The 16533-nt window shown below is 39.2% G+C and carries 16 protein-coding genes; all 16 read left to right on the forward strand.

Annotated elements, in window-relative coordinates; all coding sequences use genetic code 11:
* Positions 1 to 8 precede the first annotated feature (8 nt).
* Positions 9 to 893: a YicC/YloC family endoribonuclease gene (locus ACQKTA_RS09400; protein ID WP_427813552.1), complete on the forward strand. Its 885-nt coding sequence runs from the start codon at positions 9 to 11 to the stop codon at positions 891 to 893.
* Between the two features lie 111 nt (positions 894 to 1004).
* Positions 1005 to 1619: a guanylate kinase gene (gene gmk / locus ACQKTA_RS09405; protein WP_332580183.1), complete on the forward strand. Its 615-nt coding sequence runs from the start codon at positions 1005 to 1007 to the stop codon at positions 1617 to 1619.
* A gap of 4 nt (positions 1620 to 1623) precedes the next feature.
* Complete coding sequence (gene rpoZ, locus ACQKTA_RS09410; RefSeq protein WP_071858051.1) at positions 1624 to 1926, forward strand: DNA-directed RNA polymerase subunit omega; 303 nt, start codon at positions 1624 to 1626, stop codon at positions 1924 to 1926.
* A gap of 187 nt (positions 1927 to 2113) precedes the next feature.
* Positions 2114 to 4516 (forward strand): primosomal protein N', encoded by a 2403-nt coding sequence (gene priA / locus ACQKTA_RS09415; RefSeq protein WP_427813553.1) that lies wholly within the window; start codon positions 2114 to 2116, stop codon positions 4514 to 4516.
* A 35-nt stretch (positions 4517 to 4551) separates the two neighbouring features.
* Positions 4552 to 5043, forward strand: a complete 492-nt coding sequence (gene def / locus ACQKTA_RS09420) for a peptide deformylase (protein ID WP_332580181.1) — start codon at positions 4552 to 4554, stop codon at positions 5041 to 5043.
* Positions 5036 to 5977, forward strand: coding sequence for a methionyl-tRNA formyltransferase (gene fmt, locus ACQKTA_RS09425; RefSeq protein WP_332580180.1), 942 nt, complete (start codon positions 5036 to 5038; stop codon positions 5975 to 5977). Before def ends, fmt begins: the two co-directional genes overlap by 8 nt.
* Positions 5978 to 7330 carry a 16S rRNA (cytosine(967)-C(5))-methyltransferase RsmB gene (gene rsmB / locus ACQKTA_RS09430; protein WP_427813554.1) on the forward strand — a complete coding sequence of 451 codons (1353 nt, stop codon included), beginning with the start codon at positions 5978 to 5980 and terminating at the stop codon, positions 7328 to 7330.
* A gap of 21 nt (positions 7331 to 7351) precedes the next feature.
* Positions 7352 to 8095 (forward strand): Stp1/IreP family PP2C-type Ser/Thr phosphatase, encoded by a 744-nt coding sequence (locus ACQKTA_RS09435; RefSeq protein ID WP_427813555.1) that lies wholly within the window; start codon positions 7352 to 7354, stop codon positions 8093 to 8095.
* Entirely contained in the window at positions 8092 to 10263 is a 2172-nt protein-coding gene (pknB, locus tag ACQKTA_RS09440; RefSeq protein ID WP_427813556.1) for a Stk1 family PASTA domain-containing Ser/Thr kinase, read from the forward strand. Before ACQKTA_RS09435 ends, pknB begins: the two co-directional genes overlap by 4 nt.
* 96 nt (positions 10264 to 10359) lie before the next feature.
* Positions 10360 to 11241, forward strand: coding sequence for a ribosome small subunit-dependent GTPase A (gene rsgA, locus ACQKTA_RS09445; protein ID WP_427813557.1), 882 nt, complete (start codon positions 10360 to 10362; stop codon positions 11239 to 11241).
* Between the two features lie 64 nt (positions 11242 to 11305).
* A complete protein-coding gene (gene rpe / locus ACQKTA_RS09450; protein WP_427813558.1) occupies positions 11306 to 11956 on the forward strand; it encodes a ribulose-phosphate 3-epimerase in 651 nt (216 codons plus the stop codon).
* Positions 11956 to 12594: a thiamine diphosphokinase gene (locus tag ACQKTA_RS09455; RefSeq protein ID WP_427813559.1), complete on the forward strand. Its 639-nt coding sequence runs from the start codon at positions 11956 to 11958 to the stop codon at positions 12592 to 12594. Before rpe ends, ACQKTA_RS09455 begins: the two co-directional genes overlap by 1 nt.
* Before the next feature lie 149 nt (positions 12595 to 12743).
* A complete protein-coding gene (mreC, locus tag ACQKTA_RS09460) occupies positions 12744 to 13604 on the forward strand; it encodes a rod shape-determining protein MreC (RefSeq protein ID WP_332580173.1) in 861 nt (286 codons plus the stop codon).
* Positions 13601 to 14116: a rod shape-determining protein MreD gene (gene mreD, locus ACQKTA_RS09465; RefSeq protein ID WP_427813560.1), complete on the forward strand. Its 516-nt coding sequence runs from the start codon at positions 13601 to 13603 to the stop codon at positions 14114 to 14116. Before mreC ends, mreD begins: the two co-directional genes overlap by 4 nt.
* A gap of 231 nt (positions 14117 to 14347) precedes the next feature.
* Positions 14348 to 15889 carry a PcsB-like coiled-coil domain-containing protein gene (locus ACQKTA_RS09470; RefSeq protein ID WP_427813561.1) on the forward strand — a complete coding sequence of 514 codons (1542 nt, stop codon included), beginning with the start codon at positions 14348 to 14350 and terminating at the stop codon, positions 15887 to 15889.
* A 123-nt stretch (positions 15890 to 16012) separates the two neighbouring features.
* Positions 16013 to 16516: a VanZ family protein gene (locus tag ACQKTA_RS09475; RefSeq protein WP_427813562.1), complete on the forward strand. Its 504-nt coding sequence runs from the start codon at positions 16013 to 16015 to the stop codon at positions 16514 to 16516.
* Positions 16517 to 16533 lie beyond the last annotated feature (17 nt).

The following is a 16533-nucleotide window of genomic DNA, read 5'->3' on the forward strand; positions in this document are numbered from 1 at the left end:
TAATCTGAATGAAAAGTATGACAGGATATGGTCAAGCCAATCAAATAAATGAAGCCTATGAATTAACGATCGAATTAAAAAGTGTCAACAATCGGTTTCTCGATTTACAGATTCGGATGCCGAAAGAATTAAATCCTTATGAAGCAGATTTGCGGAAAATCGCGAAAGAAAAGGCCCAACGTGGTCGAGTCGATGTTTTCGTCAATCTGACTCCTTTAAAAAGTGGCAATAAAAAAGTTCAAATTCATTGGGAATTGATCGAACAATTAGTTTCTGAATTGCAAACTGGAGGGAAAGAACGTTTTGGCATTGTGGATTTCCCTGTGGAACAAGTATTAGTCAAAGCGATGGAACAAAGTGATTTCGTGACTTTGGTCGATCAACAATTAGAAACAGAAACATTAAAAGAATTGTTCCAAACGACTGCAATCGAAGCGTTCACTCAATTAGCTAACAGTCGCGCCCTTGAGGGGGAGGGCATTCAAAAAGTATTGTTAGAATATGGTCAAAAAGTCCAGTCGCTAGTCATGGAACTGCAGAGTTTTGTAGCAGAATATGAAGCTGATTTTCAACAAAGGTATCAAGCAAAACTAGAAGAATACTTAGGGACAACCGTTGATCAAGATCGTTTACTGACTGAACTGGCGATCTTACTGGAGCGTGGGGATATCCATGAAGAATTGGATCGTTTGATGATTCATCTGGAAAAAATGTCTAGTCTTTTACAAGCAACTGGTCCGGTAGGCAGAGAATTGGATTTTCTATTGCAAGAAATGAATCGTGAAGTTAATACGATCGGCTCAAAATCCAGTCCGATCCGTATCAAAGATATCGTGGTTCAATTAAAAACGATTTTGGAAAAAATTCGCGAACAAATCCAAAATGTCGAATAAAATAGCGAAATTTTATAAGAATTAATGAGCAGCTTAGCGAAGCCACTTGAAATATTCGGAAAAAAAGTGCACAATAGGCGTTAGCTAAAAAGAGCATGAAAGGGCGTTAGTATGTCTGAACGAGGACTGTTGATTGTATTGTCGGGACCTTCCGGAGTTGGAAAAGGAACGGTCAGAAAAGCCATTTTTGAAAGAGACGATAATGAGTTTCAATACTCTGTCTCAATGACCACACGCAAAATGCGAGCGGGTGAAGTGGACGGCGTCGATTATTATTTCCGCAGCAAAGAAGAATTTGAGGCGATGATCGAAGCAGGTGAAATGTTGGAGTATGCCGAGTATGTCGGAAATTATTATGGCACACCATTAACTTATGTAAATAAAACATTAGATGAGGGCAAAGATGTCTTTTTAGAAATCGAAGTCCAAGGCGCACAACAAGTAAAGGATAAGGTGCCAGATGGCGTCTTTATTTTCTTAACACCGCCAGATCTTGCGGAATTAAAAGCACGAATCGTAGGTCGAGGCACTGACAGCCCCGAAGTGATTGATGAACGTATGCGTGTTGCACGCCAAGAAATTGAAATGATGGCTCTTTATGATTATGCCGTTGTTAATGATCAAGTACCAAAAGCCGTTGATCGAATCAAGGATATTATCGTCAGCGAACATTACCGCGTTGACCGAGTGATTGGCAAATATATTAAAATGTTAAAGGAGATATAAGCTTATGATGTTAAAACCTTCAATTGATACATTGTTAGACCACGTAAATTCAAAATATTCATTAGTTATCTTAGCGAGCAAACGTGCCCATGAATTAGATGCAGGTGCGCAACCAACTTTAGATTCATTTGAATCAGTAAAAAGTGTTGGTCAAGCGTTAGAAGAAATTGATTCAGGAACCGTGATCAGTGATCCACATCCTGAAATTAAACGTGAACGTTTAAAAATGGAAGAAGAAGAACGCAGCATGCAACGTGAACGTGATCAACGTGATCTAGAAGCGCGTATCCGCAGTGAAAAAAACTAAGCGTGAAACGCGCTGATTAAGTGTAAGTGGGATTGTACCAATACTTTTGGCACAGTCCCTTCTTTTTTGTGAGAAAAAAGTAAACGAAAACATAGGACTAAAGATAAAAGTTTTATTTACATAGGTGATTCATTAGCTCTAGATGAACAAAATTTAGTACAATAAATGAGGAATGGAGGCGGAAAGAATGAAATTAGCACAAGTGATCGTAGATGTCCCTGCGATGCAAACGGATCAGCCATTCAGTTATTTGATCCCGCCTCAATTGACCGTCGAAATCGGCATGCGAGTGGAAGTCGGTTTTGGTTCTCGACATGTCCAAGGATTTGTGATCGGGTTTGAAGATGCTCCAGAACCATTACCAACGAATTTAAAGCCCATCATTCGTGTACTGGATTTGGCACCTGTATTGAATCAAGAATTATTAGCTTTGGCTGATTATATGAAAGACACGACGTTTGCTTTTAAAGTGACTTGTTTGCAAACGATGTTGCCGAGTGTAATGAAGGCAGATTATCAAAAACGATTGTATCTTTTAATAGATAATCCAGTGATCCAAGCAAAATATTTTGGTACAGCTGAATCGATCACTTGGGAAGAAGCAGAAGCTCAAGGCTGGTTAAAAGAGTTAGCACGTTTGCGAGAGCAAGGGATCATTGAACTTCGTTATGAAGTACATACAAAAAATAAAATCAAAACTGAACGCTATATTAAACGAACATTTCCACCAGAATGTCTAACGGAATTAAAGGCATCATTGCGAAAGAATTCGCCTAAACAAGAACAGTTGCTTGACTATTTAGCAACATTAGCAGATGAAGAATTAGTTGCTGTCAAACAGCTGAAAGCCGAAGAGTTTACCTTAGCTAATTTAAATCAAGCAGAAAAAAAAGGCTGGTTGACCTTTTTAGCGATTGAAAAATATCGGGACCCTTATGCTGAAAGAAAGATTGAACAAACAGCAGCATTGCAGTTGAATGATGAACAGCAAGCAGCTTATGAAGCAATTAGTAAAGCTAGCGCAGACAATGAGCATAAAGTATTTTTATTGGAAGGCGTAACTGGCAGCGGTAAAACAGAAGTTTATCTGCAAGTGATCCAAGACGTTTTAGCAAAAAAACAGACAGCGATGATGTTGGTACCGGAAATTTCTTTGACCCCTCAGATGGCGACCCGTTTTAAGGCGCGCTTTGGCAGTGAGGTCGCCGTTTTACATAGTGGTTTATCTCAAGGAGAAAAATATGATGAATGGCGTAAATTGGAACGAGGCGAAGCACATGTAGTGGTCGGTGCCCGTTCGGCTATTTTTGCTCCTTTAGAAAACCTAGGTGTGATCATTATCGATGAAGAACATGAAACAAGTTATAAACAAGATGAATCACCACGTTACCATGCAAGAAATCTAGCTATTTGGCGTGGCAAGTACCATAATTGTCCAATCGTACTAGGCAGCGCGACTCCTTCATTAGAGTCACGTGCACGGGGCCAAAAAGGTGTTTATCAACTAATGAAATTGACGCAGCGTGCTAATCGTAATGCGACATTGCCGACTGTTGAGATCGTCGATATGCGAGAAGAAATGCACCGTCGTCTAAATTCATCTTTTTCAGAAAGTCTCGAAGAAAAAATTCGTGATCGATTAGCTAAAGGTGAGCAAAGCGTCTTATTATTGAATCGTCGCGGGTATTCATCATTTGTAATGTGCCGTGACTGTGGTTTCGTTTTGCCGTGTCCAAACTGTGATATCTCACTGACGTTACATATGGATACGAAGACGATGCGTTGCCATTATTGCGGTCATGAAGAAGCTATTCCACATCGTTGTCCGAATTGCGGAAAAGATAAGATCCGCTATTTTGGGACAGGGACAGAAAAAGTTCAAGAAGAATTAGCGCAATTGATTCCCGAGGCCCGGGTCTTGCGGATGGATGTCGATACTACCCGACGTAAGGGTGCTCACGAAAAAATATTAATGGCTTTTGGGGATCATGAAGCAGATATTTTATTAGGCACTCAAATGATCGCAAAAGGTTTAGATTTTGAAAATGTGACACTGGTCGGTGTTCTGAATGCCGATACGGCCTTGAATCTGCCTGATTTTCGTTCGAGTGAGCGTACATTTCAATTGCTGACTCAAGTGAGCGGTCGAGCAGGACGTGGAGATAAAGCCGGTGAAGTAGTGATCCAAACATTCAATCCGGAACACTATACGATCAAGTTAGCACAGCATCATGACTATGAAAATTTCTTCCAAAAAGAAATGCGGATTCGTCACCAAACAGATTATCCGCCGTATTATTACACGGTCAAAGTGACTATCTCTCATCAAGAAGAAATGCGCGCAGCTCAAAAAGCCTTCCAATTGGCGGAGCAAATCCGGCATCAATTGAGCCCGCAGAGTATTCTGTTAGGACCAACGCCAGGCGCGATCTTACGGGTCAAAAATCGTTATTATTATCAGTTGATCATTAAATATAAACATGAGCCACGCTTACAAAAGACATTAGAAGATATTTTACAAGTCAGTCAGAAAGATCAGCGTCAAGGCCTATTGATCGCGATCGATAATGAACCAATGTATTTTATCTAAAAATATAGAAATAAATCAAAGAAAGAAGGAACGTCATGCGTTACCCTATTATTCTCCATCCAGACGAACGTTTGCATAAAGTGACTGAACCGATCGAATATGTGACTGATGAGATCGTTACGTTACTAGATGATATGTATGAAACAATGATCGCTCATGATGGCATCGGGATTGCTGCCCCTCAGATCGGCAAAAATCTTAGAATCGCTGTAATTGAAGTGGAGGAAAATGATCGTTTTGATTTGATCAATCCAGAAATCATTGATCGAAAAGGAACTAGTATCGATGTTGAAGGCTGCCTTTCAATCCCTGAAACTTATGGAACTGTAAAACGAGCAGATGAAGTGACGGTTCGTTATTATGATCGTGAAGGGTCAGAAATGGAAGTTACAGCGTATGGCTATTTAGCTCGAGCATTTCAACACGAAATCGATCATTTGGACGGCAAATTATTTATTGATCAAATCATCGAAAAAATTGCCCCTGAAGATTTAGAACGTTATATGGAGGAACATGTTGATGACTAAAATTGTATTTATGGGAACACCAGCCTTTTCAGTCCCGATTCTAGAAAGTTTGATCGAAGCAGGCTATGATATCGCAGCCGTGGTGACTCAACCAGATCGTCCAGTCGGCCGAAAAAAAATCATCACACCGACGCCTGTCAAAGAAGCAGCAGTCAAACATGATTTATTGGTTTTACAACCAGAAAAAATCAGTGGTTCGCCGGAAATGGAAAAAATCAAAGAACTAGCACCAGATCTATTAATCACAGCAGCTTTTGGACAATTTTTACCAGAAAAGTTATTACAAGTTCCTAAATTAGGCGCCATCAATGTCCATGCATCGTTACTACCTAAATATCGTGGCGGTGCCCCTGTTCATTATTCCATTATGGAAGGTGATTCAGAGACTGGTGTGACGATTATGGAAATGATCAAAAAAATGGATGCGGGCGGTATCTTCAGTCAGAAAAAAATTGCGATTACTAAGCAAGATGATGTCGGTACGATGTTCGAAAAATTAAGTGTTGTAGGACGCGATTTATTACTGGAGACATTACCTAAAATCATTTCAGGTGAATTAAAACCCGTTCCACAGAACGAAGCAGAAGTTACTTTTTCACCAAATATCAGTCGTGAGCAAGAAGCGATTGACTGGAATAAAACAGCGGAAGCCGTGGACAATCAAGTACGCGGCATGCATCCTTGGCCGGTCGCTTTTACAACATTTGAAGGCGCACGCTGGAAAATTTATCATGTGACGCCATTAGATGAACAAACGACTGAATTGCCTGGGACGATTATCGCGCGGACTAAAAAGGCCTTACACATCGCATGTGGTCAAGGGACTGTTTTAGCCATCGATGAATTACAACCTGCCGGCAAAGCAAAACAAACAGTTCAAGCTTTTTTAAATGGTAGTGGACAAGCAATTACAGAAGGACAGCGGGTGGAATAAATGGCAAAAATACCTAAGAAATTATTACATTCTGTTCGTTTTACAGCATTAGAAGCGATTGAACGGATCAATCGTGGCGGCGCTTATTCTAATTTATTGTTAAATGAATTGATCCAGAAAAATAAAGTCGACGGCAAAGACACGGCGTTACTGACAGAGCTAGTCTACGGTACGATCAGCCGTCAGTTATTATTAGCCTATGAAATCGAACCATTCATTAAAAATGCAAAAAAAGTTGATCCGTGGGTCAAAAGTCTATTGCAACTTTCTGTTTATCAAATGCTGTATTTAGATCGTGTACCTGATCATGCAATTATCAATGAAGCTGTTGAAATCGCAAAAGCAAAAGGCAATCCGGGTACAGGGAAATTTGTTAATGGAGTACTGCGCTCGATTCAAAGAAAAGGTGTGCCATCAGTAGCACTGATTAAAGATCCAATCGAACGTTTAGCAACAGAAATCAGCATGCCTGTTTTTCTAACCGAAAAATTTGTAGCCGAAATCGGTGAAGCTGAAACACGTAAATTAGGCTTGTCATTGCTTGAACCAAGCCGAGTGAGTGCACGAGTAGATGTTCGCTTTTTAACCCGTGATGAAGCCATTGAAGCTTTAGCTGAAGATGGGATCGAAGCGCGCGAAAGTGAGCTTTCACCATACGGTATCGTTGCAGATCGTGGCTTTTTAGCAGGTAGCGAATTATTTCAAAATGGTTGGCTAACGATTCAAGATGAAAGTTCGATGCTAGTGGCTCAAGCGTTACAGATCGAACCTGGTCAAAAGGTATTAGATGCTTGTGCGGCTCCAGGCGGGAAAACAACGCATATCGCAGCTTTATTACAAGACAGCGGCTCAGTCACTGCACTCGATATTCATGAACATAAGTTGAAACTCGTTCAAGAAAATGCGGAACGTTTGCGCGTAACTGATCGAATCGTAACCAAAGAACTGGATGCACGAAAGGCAGCAGAAACATTCGAATCAGAAAGCTTTGACCGTATTTTAGTCGATGCTCCTTGTTCAGGTTTAGGGTTGATGCGTCGCAAACCAGATATCAAATATCAAAAACGAGCAGAAGACTTTATGCAATTATCAAAAATTCAACTGGATATTTTAAATAGTTGCGCACCTACTTTGAAACAAGGTGGGATTATGGTATACAGTACTTGTACTGTTGCACCAGAAGAGAACCAACAAGTAATCGAAAAGTTCTTAAACGAACACGCTGATTTTGAAAAAATTGATTTGTCATTAGATTCAAAAGTACAGCAAGCGATTCAAAATCAAATGCTGATCCTATATCCAGAGATGTTTATGACCGATGGATTCTTTATTTGTGCAATGCAAAAAAATTAGATAAATGAGGTGGACGAAAAGATGGAGATTCAATTTCAATCAGACATCGGCAAACGGCGTAATATGAACCAAGATTATACGAATGTTTTTACAAATCAATCAGGAATGGACCTAGCAATCCTTGCTGATGGGATGGGTGGTCATTTAGCTGGTGATGTTGCTAGTAAAATGGCGGTAGATGGTTTAGGCGCCGCTTGGTCAACCTCAACTATCTCGCAGCCAGATAAGGCTTCTGAATGGTTTGAACAAGAGATTCAAAAAGTAAACGAGGCCATTTATCAAGAGGGAACGACACATCCTGAGATGCAAGGAATGGGAACGACGATCGTTAGTACCGCTTTATTAAACGAAAAGTTCGTATTAGCACATGTTGGAGATAGTCGTGCTTATTTGATTCATGAAGATCAACTTCGTCAATTAACAGACGATCATTCATTGGTCAATGAATTGCTGAAATCAGGCGAGATCACAGCAGAAATGGCTGCGGTCCATCCACAAAAAAATGTTTTGACCCGCTCTGTAGGAATCGCCGGAACCATCAAGACTGATATTTCTGAACACGAATGCCAATCAAATGATTATTTATTATTATGTTCCGATGGATTGACCAATATGGTCAGCGAAAAAGCTATTCTAACGATAGTAGCTAGCGATCAAAGTTTAGAAGATAAAACGAAGCAATTGATCAATGCTGCCAACGAGGCTGGCGGAGCAGACAATATTACGGTATTATTGATCCATTTTGAAGGGGAGGCTCGTCCATGATCGAAATAGGCAAATTGGTCAATGGACGTTATAAAGTGATTGCCAGTATCGGTAGCGGTGGTATGGCAAACGTCTTCTTGGCTCACGATCTGATTTTGGATCGTGATGTTGCCATCAAAATATTACGATTTAATTTTCAGAATGATAAAACAGCCATTCGTCGATTTCAGCGTGAGGCATTAGCCGCAACTGAATTAGTCCATCCGAATATCGTCGGTGTTTATGACGTGGATGAAGAAAGTGGCATGCAATATCTAGTAATGGAATATGTGAAGGGGATGGATTTGAAACGCTATATCCAAAGCCAAGCACACATTCCGTATGAAAAAATTGTAGATATCATGGAACAAATTTTATCTGCTGTTAATTTGGCTCATGCACATGGAATCATCCATCGTGACTTGAAGCCGCAAAATATTTTGATGGATGAAGCGGGAGTAGTTAAAATCGCAGATTTCGGAATTGCGATTGCTTTATCAGAGACATCACTGACTCAAACGAATTCTATGTTAGGCTCGGTCCATTATTTATCTCCTGAACAAGCACGAGGAAGTATGGCAACCAAACAATCAGATATTTATGCTCTAGGAATCATTTTATATGAGATGATCACAGGCAATGTCCCCTTTGATGGAGAATCAGCCGTAACGATCGCATTGAAACATTTTCAAGATGAGATTCCATCCGTTAAAGGATTTGATCCAGCTGTACCTCAAGCGTTGGAAAATGTAGTGATGCATGCAACAGCCAAAGATCCCGCTGATCGTTATAAAACAGCTGATGAGATGGCTGCAGATCTTAGTACTGCTTTAACAGCACTTCGCGTAAATGAATTGCCGTGGCATCCTTCTGCGATGTTAGACGAAACAAAAGTATTAACGCCTATTCAACCAGTTGATGAAGTAGCGATTGAAGTACCTAAAGAAGCACCGATAAAGACAGAAGAACCAATCAACCCAAAACCGAAAAAGAAAAAACGAAGAAAACGTTGGTTGTTTATTTTTCTAATATTGTTAGCAGCGATTGTCGGAGCGGTAGCTTATTTCATGACAGGTTCGGCTGAAGTGTCGGTACCCCAAGTAGATAATATGACGGAAACTTCTGCACGTAGTGCGTTAAAAGCAGCTGGTTTGACTGTAGAAAGTACAGCGGACGAAGTTCCTAGTGATACGATTGAAAAGGGACATGTAGTGAAAACAAATCCAGCAGCCGGAACGATGATCAAAAAAAATCGTAGCGTTCGTCTGTATATCAGTTCAGGGACTGAAAAAGTTTCTTTAAAGGATTATCAAGGTGAAGCAATCGATGATGCTCAAGAAGATTTACAAAAGATTGGCTTTTTACTAAAAAATATCCAAATTAAAAAAGTAAATAGCGAAACTGTCCCTGAGGATCAAATTATTAGTCAAGATCCTGGAAAAGATTCTAAAGTTGATCCTAAAAAAGATACAATCACATTTGAAGTTTCCTCAGGTCCTGAGACTGTCGAAATTGATGATTACTCTGGAATGACCTATGAAGACGCTAGAGAGAGTCTTTTACAAATCGGAATCGTAGATGGTCAAATCAATCGTGTAGATGCTTCTGATGAGACCGTACCAGCTGGAGAAGTCATCAGTCAAAATCCAGTCAGTGGTACAGCATTGACTTCAAAAGATACGATCACTTTAAAAGTCAGTACCGGCAGCAGTTATGTAAAACTAGATGATCTTTCTGGTCAAGACAAATCAGATGCTGAAACGACTTTAACCAATTTGGGGTTGAAATATACTGAGCAGGAAGAATTTTCAGATGATATAGCAGAAGGAAAAGTCATTCGAACAGACCATGGTGCAAGTACGTCCTCAGTAAAGGTTGGCGACACGGTAACCGTATATGTGTCTAAAGGCCCAGAATCAAAAGAAACAACTTTCAATGTTACGATTTCAGCTAGTTTTACTGGATCTGAAGATACACAAGACACGATCACTGTAGCGGTGAAGGATGCAAAAAAACAAAGTTTGACTCAAGTATTGAATTTTAAACTAGACAAGAATACCTCTTCAACAAAACAAACAGTTTCTATAACCACAAAAGACAGTCAAAGTGCGACGATTGAAATTCAGCGTAATGGCGATGAAGTTGTTACAAAAGAAGTTCAAAGTGCGGAGACAATCACTGTTCCATAAGCGTAACCTTTCCTAATCTTTTAGGAAAGGTTTTTTAGGTCATTTGTACTGAAATGCATTTTGAAGTATGCTACAATAAAAGAGATATTAAAGGAGATGAGCCTGATCGAAGGACAAATTCGTAAAGCCCTAAGTGGTTTCTACTATGTGGTAAGTGAAGGAGAAATCCATCAGACCCGAGCACGTGGGAATTTTCGCAAAAAAAAATTAACCCCTTTAGTTGGTGATGACGTTGTATTCAGCAGCGAAGAAAATAGCGAGGGATATATTTTAGAATTATTACCTCGAAAAAATGAACTAGTCCGTCCACCTGTTGCCAATGTCGATCAAGGTGTGATTGTTACTAGTTTGATCGAACCTAACTTTTCGTATAATTTGTTGGATCGCTTTTTAGTAACGTTAGAAAATAAAAATATTCAACCAATCATCTATCTGTCAAAAACCGATCTAGTCGCAGATCAATCATTAGTAGCGGAAATCCGTGCAGTTTATGAATCTTTAGGATATCCAGTGATCGATGGTGAACAAGATAAACAGAAATTAACCGCATTATTCGCAGATAAACTAACGGTATTCATGGGACAATCCGGTGCTGGGAAATCAACCTTGTTAAATGAAGTCTCTCCAGGATTAAATTTAGTGACGGGGGAAATTTCAGATGCGTTAGGTCGGGGACGACATACGACGCGACATGTGGAATTATTGGATTTGTTTGACGGTTTAGTCGCTGATACACCAGGATTTAGTTCGATTGATTTTCTTGAGATAGCCGCCGATGAATTGCCTAAAGAATTTCCCGAGTTTCGTGCAGCAGCTCCAGCATGCCGTTTCAGAGAATGCCGTCATGTGAAAGAACCAGGTTGTGAAGTAAAACAGCAAGTTGAAACGGGTGAAATTGCTCAAACGCGGTATGATAATTACTTGCAGTTTTTGCAAGAAATCGAGAATCGACGTCCAATCTATAAGAAAAATAAGTAATTTTAAATTAGTTTATAATTGTTTGTTTTATAAAGAGAAATCTATCAAAAAAGGAGTAAAAATGATGAAAATAGCCCCATCAATTTTGAGTGCAGATTTTGCGCGTTTAGGTGAAGAAGTAAAAATGGTTGAAGAAGCAGGTGTCGACTACATCCATATTGATGTGATGGATGGAAATTTTGTGCCAAATATTTCTTTCGGACAAGTCGTAGTAAGTGCGTTACGTCCTGTGACAAAATTACCATTAGACGTTCATTTGATGATTGCTGATCCAGAAAATTACATCAATGATTTTGTAAAAGCAGGAGCGGATATCATTATGGCTCATGTAGAAGCAACGCCTCATATCCATCGAGTAGTTCAAATGATCAAAGCAGCAGGTGTAAAACCAGGGGTTGTTTTGAATCCAGGTACCCCAATAGAAGCGATTAAATATGTTTTAGCTGACGTTGATCAAGTATTAGTCATGACGGTGAATCCTGGATTTGGTGGACAGTCATTTATCGAAGGTACTGTAGAAAAAATTGCTGAATTAGATCGTTTACGTAAAGAAAAAGGCTATCATTATGAGATCGAGGTTGATGGCGGCATCCAGCCGGAAACTGCCAAGAAGTGTGCAGAAGCCGGAGTAGACGTATTCGTAGCAGGTTCTTACATTTACGGCGCTGATAAACCAGAAGAAAAAATTGCTGCTTTAAGAGCGGCATTAAATTAATGAATGTTTTACTTGTGGCAGGCGGTGACTCGAGTCACTGGCCTGCTTTTTCAAAATCGTATGATAAAATCATCGGCATTGATCGAGGAAATCTTTTTCTTTTGCGCCAAGGAATCGTTCCAGATTTAGCAGTTGGTGATTTTGATTCATTAGATACGCTTGAAAAAGAAGAAGTATTCAACCAAGTATCAGAAATTTTATCTGCTCCCGCTGAGAAAGATGATACAGATACTCAGCTTGCTTTAGTCACAGCATTTGAACGCTTTCCAGAAGCAAATATTACGATCATTGGTGCGACAGGTGGACGTCTAGATCACCTGCTGGCTAATCTTTGGTTAGGAGTAGAGCCCCGTTTTTCAGCATTTTTATCACAGATCAGACTGGAAGACCAAGGGAATAGTGTTTGCTACTTAGCTCCTGGTCATCATGTAATCGAAAAAGAAATCGAGATGAAATATTTAGCTTTTTGTTGTTTGACACCAGTTGAAAAGCTAACATTAAAAAATGTCAAATATGAATTGTTTGAAACGGATTTTTTGCAGCCGACAAGCTTAGCAAGCAATGAATTTTTAACAGGAGAAGCCGCTGTTTCTTTTTCTAACGGAATCATTGCAGTCATCCAGAGTCGAGATGTTTAAAAGAGAGTGAGATAAAAGTCGTTTTACTTTTATCTCACTCTCTTATTTTTAGAGATCCTAAAATTCTTTAAAATCATGGCTCCGCGCTTTTTAATCTGTTCAATTAGTGGTAAAATTTATCGTATATTATAGCGTTCAGAGGTGCTTAAGTGAGAAAGTTTAATCCAAATAAAAACATTATTATTATCTTAATTGTTGTTATAATTGTCGTAGCAACAGTCTCCATCACTGCAGCAAATCGTGCAAAAGACAGTGATACAAATATTGTTCAATCTGCGATCAATGATTCGATTGGAGTCGTTGATAAAGTAATTACAGCACCAGGACGTTGGCTTAGTAATGGGGTAGAATCGATCTCCGATTTAGTTAATACCTATGATGAAAATCAAAAATTAAAAGCCGAAGTTGATCAATACGATGAAACCAAACAAAAAACAAAGAACCAGGAAAAAGAAATTGAGCAATTGAAAGCTCAACTTGAATTAAATCAAACGCTGACTAGCTATGACAAGGTGACCGCAAATGTAATTACGCGTTCGCCAGATACATGGCAAGATATGCTGATCGTCGATAAAGGCAGTAGCGATGGAATTGAAGGTAATATGGCTGTAATGTCTCAAAAGGGTTTAATTGGCCGAGTGATGGAAGTGAATGCTCACTCCTCTAAAGTTCAATTATTGACATCAGATACAAAAACAAGCAATCATTTTCCGATAAAGATTACTTCAGCTAGTGGGAATTCTTTCGGCGTCTTGAATAAATACGATACGAAAGCGCAACAATTGATTGCTTCAGAGATCACTGGCAGTCAAGACATCAAGGAAGGTGACGTTGTTCAAACTTCTGGATTAGGTGGGAATTCACCTGCTGATTTAGCGATCGGCACGGTGGTAAAAGTAAAACCAGACAGCTATGGATTAAATCGGGAGGTTTATATCAAGCCTTACGCACAAATGTATGATATTTCAGTTGTGACGATTATCCAAAGAATGGCAGGGTCTACAGAATGATCAGACGAACTACTTTAAAACGTATCGCACCTGTCCTTCTGATGCTCTTATTGCTGCTAGATGCCCATGCAACAAAGTTTATGATGGCTGTTACTAATAATGCCTATGTCGCCAATGCACACCTCGCTTTATTAGTTTTATTGATTATCACTCGGGTCATCAATGAGCGTTTTATGCTGGTTACTGCTTTAGTGCTAGGAGTTTTATATGATTTGTATTATATCGGAGTCATCGGTATTTATGCGGTAATTTTTCCCGTACTTGTTTTATTGTTTTATCTTTTCCAAAAAGTAATTCAGCAAAATGTGTTAACGATGTTTTTTACATTAGTAATCAGTGTGACGGTTTTTGAATTTGCTAGTTTATTATTGCAGTCTGTCTTCGGATTAACCGGTATCAGTAGCGACTTTTTTGTGCCCCGTTACTTAGGTCCGACACTACTGTTTAATATCATAATGTTTGTAATTTTAATCTTCCCACTAGAAAAAATTTTAATCGGATCAGCTGAATAAACTGCTGTCTATTATGAGAAAAAGAGCTAAATTTATAGTTTGATAAAAACAGAAGAAAATTTCTTCTGTTTTTTTATTTGCTCATTTGTAACTAGAAAATAGCAAAATGAAATGTTTTTGTAACAATGCTATTATCTGGATGACATACAGCTGTGGTAAACTCATCAATGTGTTAGAAAAAAGTCTAATAAAATTCAAAAATAAAACTAAGAGTAGTCGGAGGACATAAGAGTGAAAAAAAGTTTGTTATCAGCATTAATGGTATGTTCAGTAACATTAAGCGCATTAGCAGCTCCAGCCGCAGCTTCTGCCGATGAATTTGATAGTAAGATCGCTGACCAAGATGCGAAAATTTCAAGTTTGCAAAATCAACAAACAGATGCACAGTCTCAAATCAGTGCATTAGAAAATGAAGTTGCTGCAATTAATGATCAAGCACAAAGTTTATTAAATAATCAAGCATCATTGAGACAAAAATCTCAAGATTTAGAAAACCAAATTAATGCATTGCAAAAACGTATCGAAAAACGTTCAGAAGCAATCAAAGAACAAGCACGTAACGTCCAAGTCAAACAATCATCGACCAATGTTATTGACGTAGTATTGAATGCTGAATCATTCAGCGATGCTGTTGGCCGTGTTCAAGCAATGTCTACAATTGTGAAAGCAAACAATGACTTAGTTGAACAACAAAAAGCGGACAAAGCAGAAGTTGAACAAAAACAAGCTGAAAATAAAAAGCAACAAGAAGCAATCGTTGCTAATCAAGCTGCATTAGAAAGCCAAAAAGGCGATTTAATCACTAAACAAGCAGATTTAAATGTTCAAACGACTACTTTAGCAGCAGAACAAGCAACTGCTGAAAACGAAAAAGCTGACTTGCAAGCAAAACAAGAAGCTGCAATCAAAGAACAAGAACGTGTACAAGAAGAAGCACGTCAAGCGGCTGAGGCCCAAGCCCAAGCTGCTGCTCAAAAAGCAGAAGCAGATCGTCAAGCCCAAGCTGAGGCAGATGCTAAAGCCCAAGAAGAAGCAGCTTCAAGCGCATCTTCAACAGAAGCATCAACTGAATCAAGTACAACAACAGAAAGTTCTACGACAGTAGAAACTTCTACTTCTACAGAAGCGTCAATAGAAAGTTCTGCGACAGTAGAATCTTCTTCAACAGAAGCACCAGCTACAAGCACGACAGATTCATCAACTACGACTGAATCTTCAACTGTAGCGACTGAAGATAGTTCTCAAGCGGCTGAAGCAACTCCGCCAGCAAGTAGCACTAATACTTCAACAAGTACTAATAATCAAAGTTCAACTTCAACAGGTAACAGTAGCCAAGGATCTACTTCATCATCAAGTAATCAAACAGCTACTACACCTTCAACGTCAACTCCTTCAACTCCGACTCCAGCACCATCTGGAAATGGATCTGCAGTAGTTGCAGAAGCAATGAAATATATTGGTACTCCATATGTTTGGGGCGGAAAAACTCCTTCAGGATTTGACTGCTCAGGCTTTACAGCTTATGTATATCGTCAAGCAACTGGCCGTGAAATCGGTGGCTGGACAGTTCCTCAAGAATCAGCTGGAACACGTATCTCAGTTAGCGAAGCTCAAGCAGGTGATTTATACTTCTGGGGTTCTCCTGGTGGAACATATCATGTAGCGATTGCTATGGGTGGCGGACAATACATCCATGCACCTCAACCAGGTGAAACAGTAACTACGGCTTCTGTTAATCCTTATTTTGCACCAAGCTTTGCAGTTCGTATGTAATCAATCTAAATAGTATGATATGACCGGTGCGAATAACGTACCGGTTTTTTTGTTGGCGAATTTTGTTAGAGAAGACTACTTTTGACTGAAATAATTATAGATAAGATATCTGGAGGATAGAAAATGCAAAAGCAAATAAAAAATGGCAATTTATATTTAGGAATCGCCGTAGTGATGATGATCGTATTATTTATCAGTTCATCAATGACCTATCAACAACAAAGTCAAGTTTCAACGATTCAGAAATATTTATCAGAAGAACCATTTAAAGCCGCTTTAAGCCGAATTTCTTTTGATTATGCAGGGACAGAAATAAGTATTAAAGCTGCCGGTTATGTAAAATTTATTGAATTTTTTATTCGCAAAGCTGCTCATTTTATGACTTATTTTATTATGGGAGGCAGTTTATTTTTAGGCTTACTGCCAAAATTGAAACAAAGCTCATTACTTTTAACGCTCTTTTTTGCTTGGCTTGCAGCAACGGGATATGCAGCGACCGATGAATTTCATCAAATGTTGACTGGCGGACGTTCACCATTATTTCAAGATGTTATGCTTGATTCGTGTGGGGCCTTGACAGCTTGTCTGCTTATTATTATCTATCGCTTGATCCGCAAGAAGAAATAGCGGGTTTTTCCTTGACG

This window comes from Enterococcus sp. 22-H-5-01, assembly GCF_050310005.1.
GTDB classification, from domain to species: Bacteria; Bacillota; Bacilli; order Lactobacillales; family Enterococcaceae; genus Enterococcus_A; species Enterococcus_A hailinensis.